Raw genomic sequence first — 15011 nt, 5'->3', positions numbered from 1 at the left:
CAAGTAAATATGACAAACTAGCATGAAAAATGCTGTATATCGTTTTTCTAGCATAGATCCAGTTGACAGGGGATCTGAAGCGCATTTGTTGTCGGCTATGATTACATTGACTGACAGTGCCGTAGCACAAATCCGAATTTTACAGGCAGAAAAAGCGACCGAAGGGCAAAAACTCCGTATTCTAGTGGAAGCAGGCGGTTGCTCTGGCTTCGAGTATGGGATGTCGTTTGACGATAAAAAAGACGACGATAAGCTATTTGAAAGCAACGGCGTCGACTTTCTTGTCGATGAAACGAGCCTAGAATATCTAGACGGCAGCGTAGTCGATTTCGATGATGGCCTCTCCGGCAAAGGCTTTGAAGTGCGCAATCCGAACGCGAGCAGCACATGCGGTTGCGGTCGCTCGTTTAATTAGAGTGTTTTGTGCAGTGATGTGATACAGGCATTGCTACGTCATCTACGGTAGACCTCTGTCTTGTCTGTCTTTAGCCGTGCTGAAAGGAACAGGCAGGAATGCCTGTGTCACTTTAGTTTTACTTCGCGCTATTTCGCTGCGGCTTCGGCGCAGCGGATGCCATCGAGTGCGGCGCTGACAATGCCTCCGGCGTAACCTGCACCTTCGCCACATGGGTAGAAGCCTTGCACGTCCGGATGTTGCAGCGTGTCGGCGTCGCGGGGCACGCGCACCGGTGAACTGGTGCGGGTCTCAAAGCCGATTAGGTTACATTCCTCTGTGATATAGCCGTTCATTTGCTGACCGAATAGCTTCAGGCCGCGGCGCATGCGTGACACGATCCATTCAGGCATGATCTGGTCGAGGCGTGCGCTCAGGATACCAGGGAAGTAGCTGGTTGCGGGAAGATCGGCAGATGCCTTCCCCGCTAGGAAGTCGGTGACTCGCTGCCCTGGGGCAACTTGCCCGCCGCCGCCAGCTTCTTTGGCCGCGACTTCGAGTTGTTTTTGAAAGGCGATGCCTGCGAGCACACCGTGCTCTGCTTTGAAAGGCTCTGTATCTTCAGGCTCAACACTGACAACCATGCCACTATTGGCGAAGGGGGAGTCACGGCGCGCAAGGCTCATGCCATTGACGACGACTTCGTCATTCTCAGTCGCAGCTGGCACGATAAAACCACCGGGGCACATACAAAAGGAGTGCACGCCACGGTCATCAATCTTGGTGGCGAGTCGGTAGCTGGCGGCAGGTAGTAGGCGGGGGCGCTCTTGGCCGAGCGGGTAGTGATACTGCGCGCTATCGATCAGTGGTTGTGGGTGCTCAATGCGCACGCCGACGGCAAAGGCCTTTTGCTCTAAGCGCACGCCTTGCTCGTTGAGCTTTTGATAAATGTCACGCGCCGAGTGGCCGGTTGCTAGGATGACGCGGTCGCTGAGAAACTCGCGGCCATCGACCGTAGTGACGCCACGGATACGGCCATCACTGAGGATGAACTCATTGACCTTCGCGCCGAAGTGAACTTCGCCACCTGCTTCGAGGATGGATTGGCGCATGGCCATGACCACTTTTGGGAGGAGATTGGACCCGATGTGCGGGTGCGCATCGATCAAGATGCGTTCCGGTGCGCCATGAGCGACGAATGTTTCGTAGATGTCGCGGATTGGGCCGCGCTTTTTTGCGCGGGTGTAAAGTTTGCCGTCCGAGAAGGTGCCTGCGCCGCCTTCGCCAAAGCAATAGTTGGAGTCCTCGATGACGGTGCCTTCTTTGAGGATCGGCCCGAGGTCGAAGCGACGCGCGGAAGCGTCTTTACCGCGTTCGAGAATGATAGGTTTTAGGCCGAGTTCCAGGCAGCGCAGGGCGGCAAACATACCGGCGGGACCACAGCCGATAATGATGACTGCCTTCGCGTCAGTGGCCGGCGTTGCGTAGTTGGGCTTTAACTCAGGCTCAGGTGGGAGTGGTTGATCAATACCGACTTCGATGCGTAGCTGCGCTTTGATTTGCCGCTGGCGGGCATCGATCGAGTGCTTACGTAGACGCATGTCGACAATCCGTGCCTCTGGAAGTGCCAGCTTTGTCGCGATGGCAGTTCTCCAGGCTACGGCATCTTCCGATTCTTCAATCGGTAGGACGATATCAACGAGTGGTGCTTGCTCGGTTCCTTCTGGTGTATTCTCAGGCATAGTCTTGAGTAAGTGTCTGTGCTGCTTCGCCACTGAGAACAAGTTTGTTTTTTCGGAGCGGAAAACGCACGTGGCGGGACTTGATTATCAGGATGGCGCTATTTAGTTAGATGGCGTGGCAGTTCTCACTTGGATAGTGGCTCATCCTGCCCATGCTTCGCGCTCGAATGAATGCACATTTGAAATCGGTAATATTGAGCGCGACGGGCGCGACGGAGTTGGTTGATTTGGGCGTGATCCAGAGTCTCTGGAGCGGTTATGGCTCGATTGTTCGCTATGGCCTAAAGGGCGCTGCGCTGGAGAGCGTAGTGGTGAAGCATGTATCGTTGCCAGAGGGGGTGGCACATCCGCGGGGTTGGAATACAGATCACTCGCATCAGCGGAAGTTGAAGTCCTATGAGGTGGAGACGGCATGGTATCGTGACTGGAGTGCGCGTTGTGGAGTGGGTTGCCGTGTGCCGAAGTGCCTTGCGTTGGAGTCGGTCGGCCATGAGTTAATTATTGTGATGGAAGATCTCGATGCCGCAGGGTTTGGTGTGCGGCTAACATCGGTCGGTGCTGTGGCGCTGAACGCGTGCCTGTCGTGGTTGGCAAATTTTCACGCGACGTTTATGGGAGCCGAGCCTTTGGGCTTATGGGCGAGTGGCACGTATTGGCATCTGGAAACGCGCCCCGATGAGTTGGCGATTTTAGCACGAGAGGATCCGGCGCTCAAAGATGCGGCACAGGTAATTGATCAGAAACTTAAGGCGAGTCCCTATCAGACCTTGGTGCATGGTGATGCGAAGCTGGCGAATTTTTGCTTTTCCGAGGATGGGGCATCGGTCGCAGCGGTTGATTTTCAATACGTGGGGCGCGGGTGTGGGATGAAGGACGTCGCGTATCTGATTGGTAGTTGCCTTAACGAGGTAGCATGCGAGCGCCAGGAGGCTACACTGTTAGATGTGTATTTCGCTGCGTTACGTGAGGCCTTGATTGCGCAGGATTCGGATCTGGATTTGGATGAGCTGGAGCGCGACTGGCGGACACTCTTTCCTGTGGCGTGGACTGACTTTCATCGCTTTTTGAAAGGTTGGAGTCCCGGGCATTGGAAGATCAATAGTTACAGTGAGCGGGTCGCACGCGGGGTGGTGGCTGAGCTGCAGGAGAATATATAGTGATACTTTGTGATTTTACTTGATCCCGTGACCATCAGCGACATGTTTCTGGATTTTCAAAACTTGAGGACGGATAGCTCAGTTGGTTAGAGCACCTCGTTTACACCGAGGGGGTCGTGGGTTCGAATCCCTCTCCGTCTACCATTTTCAAGTTTGAGGTTATCGTCGGTAGCGAGTTTACTTTGCATGCTTCGGTCGCGGAATAAGTGTTGTTCCAAGGAAAAGGCCGCCAATAAAGCCGCCGATATGAGCGCCGAAGGCGGTGCCCGCATCATTGCCTATAATGCCGCTGACATCCATTAAGATACCTAAAGCAGCAAACAGCATTAACCGCTCTTGTGATATTGGAGAGGAGATCGGCCAGACATCTGGGTCCGGAAGACGCCAGCGTAAAGCCATACCGAGGTAAATGCCTTCTAGTCCCATAAGAGCGCCCGATGCGCCCAAAACGGGGATCATCGAATTAGGTTCGAGCAAGACCTGCCCCATGCCGCCGGTAATCGCTGTGAGTATAAATGCTATAAAAAACCAGAGTGCTCCCAATTCACGTAGCACTAGCGACCCAAAGACCCAGATGAATATGAGATTCATGGTGATGTGTTCAGCATCCGCATGGAGGAACGCATAGCTCAGTAAGGTGCTCAGTGAGTTGAGCTGGCTCCAGTCAAAGCCGTTCGATAGCAGTGCCTGCCAGCTTAAAGTGACCTCCGCTGGCACCATCATAAATTGTGCCATCCAATAGTTGCTTTGAGTTGACGTCAGCGCGTCTAAGGCAAAGGCAACAATACAGGCAGTAAATACGACCGCGATAGGCCAATAGGATCGGAGGAAGTTTATGAAATGAGCCACGGATTTTTATGTTTTGCGTTTGCCCCTTCTGCCCTGATCTTGGTTTTAGGTTTCAAGGTAAGGCATGGACTAGGATTTAAAGGAGGCTAGTCTTGTGATATTCATTCTGGCAACCCGATGATGAACATATCTCCGCTGTCTAAATTCATTCTATTGTAAGATTGTAGGACGAAATTTCCCTATCTTGTCTAGTTAAAGCTTTTCGATTTTAACTGCTGTTCCATAGGCAAGTAACTCAGACATTCCTTGTGCGATTGCGCTGGTCGTGAACCTCACATTGACGATGGCATCAGCGCCCAGCGATTTCGCTTGGTAAACCATTCGGCTCTCTGCTTTCTTTCGCGCTTCGATAAACATTTCTGTATAGCCTTCGATCTCTCCTCCTACGATCGTCTTTAGGCCAGCCATGATGTCGCGCCCAATGTGCTTTGACTGCACCATATTGCCACTGACGAGGCCTAGGGTTTGGGTAATTCTGTATTCTTCAATTGTTGGTGTATTTGTGAGTATCATGATTTCTTATTTTTTGGATGACAGTTGGCACACACGCGCAAGGATACCTGAGATCAGAATGAGTCCAGCGATTATGAGGAAAATCCAAGCAATGGGCGGGAACGCTACAGATGCAATCAATAGAGCGATGAACCATTTTATTTCCGATAGCTGAGCTTCGATTCGATCGAGAACCTGCACTCTTTGGTGTTACAATTTTTCATTCATATGCTTCTGTTGGTTGAAGTTTGGGGTGGTAGATCTGCGCCAGCGAAATTGATTGATAACCGTCTACTCGATCTAACTTTTTTGCATTCAATTAGTAACCGTCTCAATCGTGACATTGTTGAATAGCAAATAGGCTCCGGCATGTAAAATGATACCGATGGCTAATAGGGCATAGCCTACGCTAATGCCAACCAATGCCAGCTCTCGCCCATTCAAGTCTGGATTTTGTTTGTGCCCTGATAAAGCCATATGGCCGATGACTATAGGAATCACACTCAGGATGAAGCTATAGGGGAAGCACCCCGCGCTGATGATCGCAGCACTGCAACAAGTGACTGCTAGTTTTGACGTGCTTGGGGAGTTGTTGGAGTTGGTTTTCATTTATGATCATTTTGAACATTGAGCACTTCAACACTGAAGCATTGAGCGTGGCAGGGCTTGGGGCTGTTGACTGGATCGACACTTCATTGGGGGTGTGCTTGGTCTGTCGGTCAATTCGTCTTATGCTCTTCGATCGTATAGGAGACCATGAATGCTGAGATGTATATGGAGCTAGGGATCAAGAGCGCAATCGCGTGCACTGGGGATACGAAAAGTGCGGCGATGCCAAGCACGAGGCCTAGTCCCGCGAGGGCAGCTATCATAATGAAGATAAGTTTCATCTTTATTTCTTTCTTAGAAAACTTTGACGGGACTCTATCGGTATTGAGCGCTTTGACTGATTCGCATCTTTATTGTTCAATAAACAGGGCAAGGGTTCATTGCGATTGATTGGTAAGTCATTATTGCTGGTTGATCAAGGGTTTATTTTCGTGAAGTGCCAAGCGAACGTGAACTCCCCATGAGAGTTCTCTGCGGTCTCAGCGCAAACCTACGTTTGATAAACTTTGTGCCTTGAGCGACCTGTCCTGCGTCGCGCAGAAGGAAGCAGGTGTTATATATTTGCTGATGAGACTGTCGTAACCAGTGCCAAATCGGCGTCTTACTCGTGGTGTGATACAGGCATTCCTGCCTGTTGCGTGTGATCAGTGAAAACTCTAAAGGGACAGACAGGAATGTCTGTATCACTTTCGGGTTAAACCTCGGCTCGATAAACTTTGCGCCTTATGCCTCGAGTGGAGCGGGCGCGATGTATTGCTGATGAGGCCGCCGTAACAAGTGGCTACTCCATTACACGGGGATCTGGGGCGGCGTGCTTGCTCAAACTGCACAATACGTTCGTGTGCTTACTATTCTGTATGAGCCAGGCAGACGTCTGGCGATCCGTTGGAATGCAAGGCCAACGACGGCTTACTGCCGTGTGAGTCCGAGCAGGAACTCACGGTTGCCATCGGTGCCTTTGATCGGCGAATCCATCGTGCCGATGAGCGTTGCTCCGGGGAGCTGCTCTAGGGCGAAGGCTTGGATGCTGTTGAGGATCCGCTCTTGGACTGATGCGTCGCGAATGATGCCGCGACCAGCGTCGACTTCGTGCTTTTCAGCTTCGAATTGGGGCTTAACTAATGCGATGAGTCGACCCTCGGGTGCCAAGAATTGCCAGACTGCGGGGAGCACTTTGGTGAGCGAAATGAAGGAGAGATCCATGACGATGAGCGGATAGTCATCGAAGGGCAGGTCACCGGGTTGCAGATGGCGTGCGTTGGTCTTCTCTATATTGGTCACACGCTCGTCTTGGATGAGTTTGTTGTGCATTTGCGCGCGGCCTACGTCGACGCAGGTCGCGCTGATCGTGCCACGTTGTAGGCAGCAATCGGTAAAGCCGCCGGTGGAGGCACCGACGTCGAGGTGACGTAGGCCAGTGACATCGATATTGAATTGATCCAAAAAGCCTTCGAGCTTTTCACCGCCGCGGCTGACGAAACGCGGGGGCGATTCGACTTCGATCGGTGCATCCGCGGGTAGGCTGCGGCCTGGCTTGTCGAGTCGATCGGTGCCGAGCTTAACCTTGCCTGCGAGAATGAGGGCTTTGGCGCGGGAACGTGTGTCGGCGAGACCTTGGGCGACAAGTAATTCGTCGAGTCGGATTTTCTTAGCGTTGGACATATGGAAAAAGTGAGATAATTCGCTATTCTAGCTTTGTTCGCTAGTGGTTTGCTCAGTGGCTGTAAGTGGCACATCGCTGGAGCGAATGTGTAGGTCGCGTTGTGGGAACGGAATCTCGATATTATTGGCTTTAAAGCTATCCCATATATTGAGAAGGACTTGGCTCTTTACATTAGCGACGCCATTGGCGGGATCTGAGATCCAGCAGCGTAGCTCGAGGTCAATGGAGTTATCGCCGAAGCCGATTACGTGGCAATTCGCTGGGGGGTCTGCCAACACACGGTCGACGGTGCTGGCTGCGTCAATGACGAGTTTTACGCATTGGTGCGGGTCTGAATTATAAGAGACGCCGATGGGCACTCGTATGCGCACTAGGTTATTGGTGAAGCTCCAGTTGATGACCCGCTGCGTAATTAAATCTTCGTTGGGGATCAGATGCTCCGTGCCGTCGCGGGTGATGACGGAGGCGTAGCGTGCGCGCAGGTTATTGATCCAACCATAGGTGCCGTCGATTTCAATGACGTCGCCCGGTTTGATTGAATTATCGATCAACAGGAGGATGCCGCTAATGAAGTTGGAGACGACTTTTTGGAGACCAAAACCAAGACCTAAGCCAACAGCACCACCCAGCACGGCGAAGGCTGATAGGTTGATGCCCATGGAGCTCATTGCAACTGCAGAGGCGCCGACGATGAATGCGATACGAACGATCTTTGCGATCAGCACTTGCAAAGAAGGGCTGAGCCTTGGCACACGTTGTAGCTGAGTCTCAATCAAACTCGCCATCGCGAGGCTGACCCATAGGGTGAATGCAAAGGCGATGACCCCTGTGATGATGCCCCACGCTGAGACATCAATGGAGCCGACTGTAAAATGCAGGTCTTGGAGTAGATGTGCGTCGCCATCAATTTGAGATAAAAAGAAGCAAGCAGTCATTAAGTAGCCGATCGATGCTATCGATTTTGCCCAGAATTGAACAGGAATGAAGCTAGTGAGCAGACCGATAATGATCCATACGGAGCCTAGAATCGTAAAGAAATGAAATGCCGGGGTTTCGATTTGCAGTGAGGAGCAAACCACGGTGGCGCATGTGATGACTAACCAGAATACAAGAAAGCATAGGTTACGCTTGATCCAATGCAGGGGGTTACTTTGCGAAGTGATGAGTGTATTGGCTCTACGCCCGATCGTTCTAGCGCAAAGCGCAAAGAGCACGATCATACTGACGAGTTGCCAAGAGTCATGTAGCTGCAGGCTGCCATCTTGGAGGAGCAGCGTATGCCAGTATTCGATAAAGTTCATGACAGCAGGGTAAGTGCTTTAAAAGTGTCGTCGCAATCTTTTTGCATATTCAATCATTCTGCCTAGCATTTTGGCATGTTAACAAGTGTTTATCGAGGAGTGGCTTGCTGCCTGTTGCCAATTGCGTTGTTTGGGCAAAATCGTATCGGCACGGGCGAGGTGCAGGAGTTGTTCAATCAACATTGTGCGAGCTGCCACGGTGAAAACTTGGAAGGAGGCCAAGCGAGCTCGTTACTTGTGGGGGATTGGCAGCAAATCAATGAACAATTAACGTTTATGGATTATGTGAGGAACGGCAATTTGGAGATGGGAATGCCTCCATTTGGCTTGTTGTTAACTGATTCGCAGGTGCGCTCATTGGAGATTTACATCCAGGAGATGCGTCAAAAGAAGGACCGAGCGGGACAGGTTTTGGTGCCGGTCGCTGAGGGTGTGTATTCTGCTGGCGGGTATCGGTTTGAAGTCGAGACGGTGGTCGACGGATTAGCGTTGCCGTGGTCGGTGGCGTTTTTGCCTGATGGTGGATTGTTAATCACAGAGCGTGCTGGAGCCTTGCGTGTGGCACGAGCGGGTGTGCTGTCTGAGCCGATCAGCGGCACGCCTAAGGTATGGTCGCACGGGCAGGGAGGGTTGATGGAGGTAGCGCTACATCCAGATTATGAGGATAATGGTTGGATCTACCTTGGGATAGCCGCGAGTGGCGGTGAGCGCGATGGTAAGGCGCAGGGAATGACAAAGATCCTACGCGGACGTATTCGTGACGGCATGTGGGTAGATGAGCAGGTGATTTTTGAGGTGCCGTTCGAATATCATCGTTCGGCTGGTGTGCATTTTGGGACACGTCTTGTTTTTAAAGATGGGTATTTGTTTTTTGGCATCGGCGACCGCGGTGCGATGGAAATGGCGCAGGATCTGACACGGCCGAATGGTAAGATTCATCGGGTGCATGATGATGGACGTATTCCGAGCGATAATCCATTTGCCGACAGTGAGGGTGCTTATCCGAGCACTTGGGCGTATGGGAACCGCAATCCGCAGGGACTCGATTTGCACCCGCAAACAGGTGCGCTGTGGGAGTCCGAGCATGGGCCGCGCGGTGGCGATGAGATCAACTGTATCGAGCGCGGGCGGAATTATGGCTGGCCGGTTATTACACATGGTATGAACTATAACGGGAAGCCGATCTCCGCGATGACCGCAAAGGAGGGGATGGAGCAACCGGCGCATTATTGGACACCGTCGATCGCAGTCTGCGGCATTGATTTTTACGAAGGCGATCTGTTTCCGAATTGGAAGAATGATCTATTTGCAGGCGGTCTGGCGTCTCAGGAGTTACATCGTCTGAGCATTGAGGGAGGTGAGGTCGTTTCAGATGAAATCATCATAAACGATCTAGGGCGTGTGCGCGATGTGGCGAGTGGCCCGGATGGGGCTTTATATGTCGTGCTGAATGGACCCGATCGTATCGTGCGGTTGGTGCCAGTTGATTGATATTTGGAGGAATGGTAGGCTTGCCCTCGGTTTAGTGACACTATGACCTGACTGTATCCTATGTCCTTATCTTCGATCGTTTTTCTAAACACGGATTCACTGCCTCATGTTCAGCAGTTGGGCGAGCGCTTGGCCTTGCGCTGTGTGGATGGCACTTCGATCTGCGATGCGAAGGCGAAGCATGTGCAACGTTTCTTGATGAATCAATGTCCAGGGGACGACTTTGTGTTCGTCTATGGGGCCGATGGGCTGACGCTGCATGCAGTAGGCCCAGATCATAGTGTGAATATTCGCGCCGACTTTCATGGCGCCACGGTGACGTATCGTCGCAAGCAAGGTGGTGGCAAAGGGCAGATGATTGCGAAGGCAGTTGGCGTGCGCGGGGGGGTGCATCCACATGTGCTAGATGCGACGGCAGGGCTTGGCGGAGATGGCTTTGTGTTGTCGAGTCTCGGTTGCCGTGTGACGTTATTGGAGCGTGTGCCAGCGGTGCGTGCGTTACTGGAAGATGGCCTATTGCAGGCGCGCGCTTTCGCGGCGACGGAAGATGCGGAATTACAAGAGGTGCTGGAGCGCATGGAGCTGATCGAAGCAGACTCGTTAAACTATTTGAATACGATACCGGCTGATCAGCAGCCTGATGTGGTCTATCTCGATCCGATGTTTCCGGTGCGCAGTAAGAGCGCGATGGTGAAGAAAGAGATGCGTGTCTTTCACTCGCTGGTCGGAACAGATCCAGATGCAGATGGCTTACTGGACGCTGCTTTGTCTTGTGCACGTTATCGTGTGGTGGTGAAGCGGCCGCGTATAGCGCCTCAGTTGGCTGGCCCTGCTCCGAGTCATGTCTTGGAGGGGAAGAGTAATCGCTACGATGTATATACGATTGCGAAACTGCCCGATGGGCTCAATGCGCCGTTATTATGACGCCTCATCGTAGCCATACAGCTCAATTTTTAAGGATCGGGCTTTGTCTAAAATGTCTGCTTTGTCGAGAATCAAGACACTGCCGCTTTCCAGAGCTGCGGTGCGAATACCTGCTTCATACATGACGTCCAGTGTGCGTTGTCCAAAGACGGGCACGTCAAAGCGGTAGTCTTGTGCGCGTTTTACTGTTTTTACGAAAATTAGGTCGTCTGTCTTAAAGGTGCCTGCACGGCGTAGCATCGGGTCGGTGCCTTCGTAGGCTTCGACTGCCAATACGGTGCCACGGCGCACGACCACACCTTGGCCTACATCGAGGTCGGCCATACCTTTGGCTATGCGGATGCCGTGCTCGATATCTGTGATGTCTGCCTTCAGTTTCCCAGCAGTCATCAAGCCGGTGATAGCGAGTTGATCATCGAGCAGTGTGCGCGCGTCGAGCATGGAAATGCCGACGGCCTCGATCTCGCTGGAGATTGCGCCAAATATGGTTTCGGCGTTTTTGACTTTTAGACTGTTAAGAATCTTCAGCGCCTTAAGGTCGGGGTGTAAGCCATGAAACAACCGTCTAGGTGTGATTTGCCCAGCCATCAGTGCATAGCCACAACCGAGTTTTTGTAGGGATTTGAGCAGCTTCCCTAGTTGTCCAACCTTGATTTGTATGTGCTCACTCGCTGGGATCGAGTCGATCAATGACTGCTCGGTCTCGCCTGCAAACGATACGATGCGAAGCGGTAGTCCCGCTGTTCGAATACGCTCAGCGGTGAGTATTGGATAGCGACCTTTGCCTGCAATTAGACCGATCGGGCGCTGATCAAATGTCTCAGGTAGAAATTTCGACAGGGGAGCAGTCATAGGAATGGTCTAATCGTTGAACTCGTAGGGCCGCGCTATCGACTGATCATAAAACGCGGTAGGGGCAACCAGGACGGCGTGCGGCGGATTGCCATTGTCACCGGCTTTAAAGAGGACGCGCTGACTGGCGAGTTGCGTGGCTTTCGAAAATTTATCCATGCTTTCCGGTAACGAAGTCCATGTCATGTTTTCGGTGACCTTGCCGAGCTTTGCGCTTTGTGGGCTGATTCGAATGCTCTGCGACTCTACGATGAACTCTCGTTTTTCACCATCTGGATAATAATATGTGATAGTGCCTTCACGGGCAGTAATGTGCGACCCTAGTTCATCATGCTGCACAATGCAGGTAGCTGAGTGAATGCGCAGGTCGCCTGACGGCAGATACACAAGCGCTTGTGAGAGCGGTGAGAGTTGATTACTGGCGATTGCGAGATTCCCAGTTACGAGGCGTATCGAAAGGTTCGATACTGAGGGCTCAGAGCTGAGACGTTCCTTACGTTCAGGGAAGGACTTCTGCACATAAGTCTCAAAGATGACTTCAGAACTTGACCCGATTCCGACACCGACACCATTTGAAAGGGCAAAAAAGATGTGCGCGTTCTTCCCCGTCTTAATGGTGGCCCCGTTGAGCACGAGCGTGTCGTGGAGGTTCGGTTCTGTGAGTTGTCCTTTAGTGTCTGTAATCTGAATGTTACCTTTGACGCTGGTTGCAAATGCCAAGCCCTCGGCCATGTCGGCTGACAGTGCGGTCGTGAGCCCCATAGATAAACACCCTACGGCGATTAGACCGTAGAGTGTTTTCCGAAAGGGCTGAAGTGTGTTGCGCATTAAACCGCTACGATGTTCACGATCTTACCAGGCACATAGATTTCACGCTTGATGGTTTTACCGTCGATGTGAGCCGTAATACGTTCGTGTGCCTTCGCCGCTGCGATGGCGTCATCCTTAGAGACATCCGCAGGAAGTTGCGCATCGCCACGGTATTTACCGTTCACTTGGAAGATTATTTTAACCGTGTCTTGCTTCAGCTTGCTCTCGTCGTGCGTAGGCCAGCCCGCATCGGAAATGCTTCCGGAATGACCGAGAAACTGCCAGAGTTCTTCAGCGATGTGTGGAGCCAGTGGTGCGAGTAGCTTGATGAACGATTCAACCGCTTCGAGTGTCAGCGCTTCGGCTTTGCCAAGTTGGTTGACGCATATCATCATTTGAGAGATTGCGGTATTAAAGCCGAGGGCTTCGTGGTCTTCCGTGACCTTCTTGATCGAAGCATGTAGCGTGCGTTCGGTTTCAGCGTCGAGTTGCTCAGTTGCACCAATCTTGGCGTTACGTGAGCCATCTTCAGCAACGACGAGGCGCCATGCCTTACGAAGGAAGCGTGCAATGCCTTCGATGCCCTTGGTATTCCATGGCTTCATCGCTTCGAGCGGCCCGAGGAACATCAAGTAGAGGCGTAGCGCATCTGCGCCGTAGTCGACCACGATACTTTCTGGGCTGACCACATTGCCGCGGCTCTTGGACATTTTTTCGCCGTCTTCGCCGAGAATGATGCCTTGGTGAAAGAGTTTCTTAAATGGTTCTGGATCGCTCAAGACGCCGAGGTCGAAGAGGACGTGGTGCCAGAAGCGAGCATAGAGTAAGTGGAGCACCGCGTGCTCAGCACCGCCGATGTAGAGGTCGGGGTAGCCCCAGTATTTCTCTTTCTCAGGGTCGATGAGCGCTTCGGTGTTCTTCGGATCGACGTAGCGCAGGTAATACCAGCAAGAGCCTGCCCATTGTGGCATGGTATTCGTTTCGCGAGAAGCCTTCACCCAGCCTTCAACAGGCTCGTTGGAGGTGGCACCTGTTTGTGGATCCACGTAAATGTGCAACCAAGCTTCGGCTTTCGAGAGCGGACTTTGGCCATCCGGGGACGGCGTGTAGCTTTCGACTTCTGGTAGGGCGAGTGGTAGTTCGCTTTCTGGCAAGGCTACAGCAAAGCGTAGCTCGCCGTCGATTTGGCAACTGACTGGGCGTTCGACGGATTTGAAGTCGTCGTTGACCTTTGCGTAATCGGCTTCGCTGACCCAAGCGATGGGGAATGGTTCGCCCCAGTAGCGTTGGCGAGAGAAGAGCCAGTCACGGAGCTTGAAGTTGACGGTCGCTTCGCCGCGCTTTTCGGCTGCGAGTTGAGCGATCACCGCATTTTTGGCGTCTTCAGAGTTCTTGCCGGTTTGCTCGCCAGAGTTGATCAAGTCGCCCGGGCCGGTGTAGGCCTCGGTCAATGCGCCGTTGTCGTCCTTCTCTGCGGCTCCGTTGTCGTCGATCACCTGGGTGATTTCGAGGTCGAACTCCTTCGCGAATTCAAAGTCGCGTGTATCGTGCGCAGGCACGGCCATGATGGCACCGGTGCCGTAGGTCATGAGCACGTAGTCAGCCACCCAAATCGGAATTTCTTTGCCGTTGACTGGGTTGATCGCCATCGCGCCAGTCCAAACACCGGTCTTCTCTTTGCTCAATTCGGCACGTTCTAGGTCGGACTTGCTCTTTGCCTTCTCGGCGTAAGCAAACACAGCGTCGCTCTGCTCGCTGGTAGTTATTTTTGAGAGCAGCGGGTGCTCGGGGGAGATCACCATGTAAGTGGCACCGAAGAGTGTGTCTGGGCGAGTCGTGAAGACGGTGAGGTCTGAGTCATGTCCCGCGATGTCGAAGGTGATTTCTGCACCTTCACTGCGACCGATCCAGTTTTCCTGTAGGCGCTTCGTGGAATCAGGCCAATCGAGGTCTTTGAGGCCCGCGATCAATTTGTCACCATATTCAGTAATACGAAGCACCCATTGACGGATGGGGCGACGCTCAACGGGGAAGCTACCGCGGTCAGAGCGTGGGCCTTCGGGTGTGTTGAGCACTTCCTCGTTGGCAAGGACGGTGCCGAGGTCGGGGCAGAACCAGACTGGCTTCTCATCCACATAGGCGAGCCCCTTTTTGAACAGCTGCATGAAGATCCACTGCGTCCACTTGTAGTAGCCTGGATCGGTGGTGTTCACTTCGCGAGACCAGTCGTAAGCGAACCCGAGTTGGCGGAGCTGTGTCTTAAAGTGCGCGACGTTCTGCTTGGTGGTGAGACTCGGGTGCGTGCCGGTCTTGATCGCATACTGCTCAGTTGGCAGGCCGAAGGCATCCCAACCCATCGGGTGGAGCACGTTAAAGCCCTTGGCCTTTTTGTAGCGTTTTAGCGCATCGCTGGCTGTGTAGCCTTCAGGGTGTCCGATATGCAAGCCCGCGCCGGATGGGTAGGGGAACATGTCGAGGATGTAGAACGTAGGTTTGTCCTCGAAATCCTGAGCGTTGTAAGTTGCGTTTTGCTCCCAAAAATCCTGCCATTTTGGCTCGATTGCGGAAAAGTCGTAGTCTGTGGTCTGTGTTGCCATTTTAGAAAACGGCGGATTTAGAAGGTTCGTTTGCAGTCCGTCAATATTGCAAAGGCGGAGTCGGGGAGTTCTTCCCCGGCATATCGGGAGATTTTCTTGATATTTGTGATTTGTTTCCCTAATTATCTCG

At 52.6% G+C, this 15011-nt stretch carries 14 protein-coding genes and 1 tRNA gene; 5 read left to right on the top strand and 10 right to left on the bottom strand.

What is annotated here, in order from left to right; genetic code table 11:
• The first annotated feature begins 97 nt into the window (after positions 1-97).
• Positions 98-415: an iron-sulfur cluster insertion protein ErpA gene (gene erpA, locus GZZ87_RS13940; protein ID WP_162026401.1), complete on the top strand. Its 318-nt coding sequence runs from the start codon at positions 98-100 to the stop codon at positions 413-415.
• A 128-nt stretch (positions 416-543) separates the two neighbouring features.
• Here erpA and GZZ87_RS13935 read toward each other — a convergent pair whose 3' ends face one another.
• Positions 544-2136, bottom strand: coding sequence for an FAD-dependent oxidoreductase (locus GZZ87_RS13935; protein ID WP_162026399.1), 1593 nt, complete (start codon positions 2134-2136; stop codon positions 544-546).
• Positions 2137-2303: 167 nt separating this feature from the next.
• Between GZZ87_RS13935 and GZZ87_RS13930 the strand changes: the two genes are divergently transcribed.
• Positions 2304-3293 carry a phosphotransferase gene (locus tag GZZ87_RS13930; RefSeq protein ID WP_162026397.1) on the top strand — a complete coding sequence of 330 codons (990 nt, stop codon included), beginning with the start codon at positions 2304-2306 and terminating at the stop codon, positions 3291-3293.
• Positions 3294-3360: 67 nt separating this feature from the next.
• Positions 3361-3437 (top strand) — tRNA-Val (locus GZZ87_RS13925).
• 33 nt (positions 3438-3470) lie between these two features.
• Here GZZ87_RS13925 and GZZ87_RS13920 read toward each other — a convergent pair.
• From GZZ87_RS13920 to GZZ87_RS13895, 6 genes are all read right to left on the bottom strand, one after another.
• Positions 3471-4142 carry a rhomboid family intramembrane serine protease gene (locus GZZ87_RS13920; RefSeq protein WP_162026395.1) on the bottom strand — a complete coding sequence of 224 codons (672 nt, stop codon included), beginning with the start codon at positions 4140-4142 and terminating at the stop codon, positions 3471-3473.
• Between the two features lie 192 nt (positions 4143-4334).
• Complete coding sequence (locus GZZ87_RS13915; protein WP_162026393.1) at positions 4335-4655, bottom strand: YbjQ family protein; 321 nt, start codon at positions 4653-4655, stop codon at positions 4335-4337.
• Positions 4656-4949: 294 nt separating this feature from the next.
• Positions 4950-5243 carry a DUF4190 domain-containing protein gene (locus GZZ87_RS13910; RefSeq protein WP_162026391.1) on the bottom strand — a complete coding sequence of 98 codons (294 nt, stop codon included), beginning with the start codon at positions 5241-5243 and terminating at the stop codon, positions 4950-4952.
• Positions 5244-5353: 110 nt separating this feature from the next.
• Positions 5354-5524, bottom strand: a complete 171-nt coding sequence (locus GZZ87_RS13905) for a hypothetical protein (protein WP_162028602.1) — start codon at positions 5522-5524, stop codon at positions 5354-5356.
• A 628-nt stretch (positions 5525-6152) separates the two neighbouring features.
• Positions 6153-6905 (bottom strand): TlyA family RNA methyltransferase, encoded by a 753-nt coding sequence (locus GZZ87_RS13900; RefSeq protein ID WP_162026387.1) that lies wholly within the window; start codon positions 6903-6905, stop codon positions 6153-6155.
• A gap of 27 nt (positions 6906-6932) precedes the next feature.
• Positions 6933-8207, bottom strand: a complete 1275-nt coding sequence (locus GZZ87_RS13895) for a mechanosensitive ion channel domain-containing protein (RefSeq protein ID WP_162026386.1) — start codon at positions 8205-8207, stop codon at positions 6933-6935.
• A gap of 75 nt (positions 8208-8282) precedes the next feature.
• Between GZZ87_RS13895 and GZZ87_RS13890 the strand changes: the two genes are divergently transcribed.
• Both GZZ87_RS13890 and GZZ87_RS13885 read left to right on the top strand, forming a co-directional pair.
• A complete protein-coding gene (locus GZZ87_RS13890; protein ID WP_162026384.1) occupies positions 8283-9698 on the top strand; it encodes a PQQ-dependent sugar dehydrogenase in 1416 nt (471 codons plus the stop codon).
• Positions 9699-9758: 60 nt separating this feature from the next.
• A complete protein-coding gene (locus GZZ87_RS13885; RefSeq protein ID WP_244648117.1) occupies positions 9759-10622 on the top strand; it encodes a class I SAM-dependent methyltransferase in 864 nt (287 codons plus the stop codon).
• Here GZZ87_RS13885 and lpxI read toward each other — a convergent pair.
• From lpxI to leuS, 3 genes are read right to left on the bottom strand one after another with little or no spacing between them, the layout of a single operon-like run.
• Entirely contained in the window at positions 10617-11474 is an 858-nt protein-coding gene (gene lpxI / locus GZZ87_RS13880; protein WP_162026382.1) for a UDP-2,3-diacylglucosamine diphosphatase LpxI, read from the bottom strand. The two genes, GZZ87_RS13885 and lpxI, sit on opposite strands and share 6 nt — an antisense overlap.
• A gap of 9 nt (positions 11475-11483) precedes the next feature.
• Positions 11484-12302: a hypothetical protein gene (locus GZZ87_RS13875; RefSeq protein ID WP_162026380.1), complete on the bottom strand. Its 819-nt coding sequence runs from the start codon at positions 12300-12302 to the stop codon at positions 11484-11486.
• Positions 12302-14881, bottom strand: coding sequence for a leucine--tRNA ligase (gene leuS, locus GZZ87_RS13870; protein ID WP_162026378.1), 2580 nt, complete (start codon positions 14879-14881; stop codon positions 12302-12304). The genes GZZ87_RS13875 and leuS overlap by 1 nt, the downstream gene beginning before the upstream one ends.
• Positions 14882-15011: the final 130 nt, after the last annotated feature.

Source organism: Lentimonas sp. CC4 (assembly GCF_902728235.1).
Lineage (GTDB): Bacteria > Verrucomicrobiota > Verrucomicrobiia > Opitutales > Coraliomargaritaceae > Lentimonas.
The sequence above is the reverse complement of the archived record's forward strand: the minus strand, read 5'-3'. Positions and strand labels throughout refer to the sequence as shown.

Excerpts from the sequence above, each read along its gene's own strand:
- GZZ87_RS13895 (WP_162026386.1), bottom strand. The coding sequence starts at position 8,207 with ATGAACTTTATCGAATACTGGCATACGCTGCTCCTCCAAGATGGCAGC.
- GZZ87_RS13935 (WP_162026399.1), bottom strand. The coding sequence starts at position 2,136 with ATGCCTGAGAATACACCAGAAGGAACCGAGCAAGCACCACTCGTTGAT.
- GZZ87_RS13930 (WP_162026397.1), top strand. The coding sequence starts at position 2,304 with ATGAATGCACATTTGAAATCGGTAATATTGAGCGCGACGGGCGCGACG.
- leuS (WP_162026378.1), bottom strand. The coding sequence starts at position 14,881 with ATGGCAACACAGACCACAGACTACGACTTTTCCGCAATCGAGCCAAAA.
- erpA (WP_162026401.1), top strand. The coding sequence starts at position 98 with ATGATTACATTGACTGACAGTGCCGTAGCACAAATCCGAATTTTACAG.
- GZZ87_RS13915 (WP_162026393.1), bottom strand. The coding sequence starts at position 4,655 with ATGATACTCACAAATACACCAACAATTGAAGAATACAGAATTACCCAA.
- GZZ87_RS13900 (WP_162026387.1), bottom strand. The coding sequence starts at position 6,905 with ATGTCCAACGCTAAGAAAATCCGACTCGACGAATTACTTGTCGCCCAA.
- GZZ87_RS13885 (WP_244648117.1), top strand. The coding sequence starts at position 9,759 with ATGTCCTTATCTTCGATCGTTTTTCTAAACACGGATTCACTGCCTCAT.
- GZZ87_RS13905 (WP_162028602.1), bottom strand. The coding sequence starts at position 5,524 with ATGAAACTTATCTTCATTATGATAGCTGCCCTCGCGGGACTAGGCCTC.
- GZZ87_RS13910 (WP_162026391.1), bottom strand. The coding sequence starts at position 5,243 with ATGAAAACCAACTCCAACAACTCCCCAAGCACGTCAAAACTAGCAGTC.
- GZZ87_RS13875 (WP_162026380.1), bottom strand. The coding sequence starts at position 12,302 with ATGCGCAACACACTTCAGCCCTTTCGGAAAACACTCTACGGTCTAATC.
- lpxI (WP_162026382.1), bottom strand. The coding sequence starts at position 11,474 with ATGACTGCTCCCCTGTCGAAATTTCTACCTGAGACATTTGATCAGCGC.
- GZZ87_RS13890 (WP_162026384.1), top strand. The coding sequence starts at position 8,283 with ATGTTAACAAGTGTTTATCGAGGAGTGGCTTGCTGCCTGTTGCCAATT.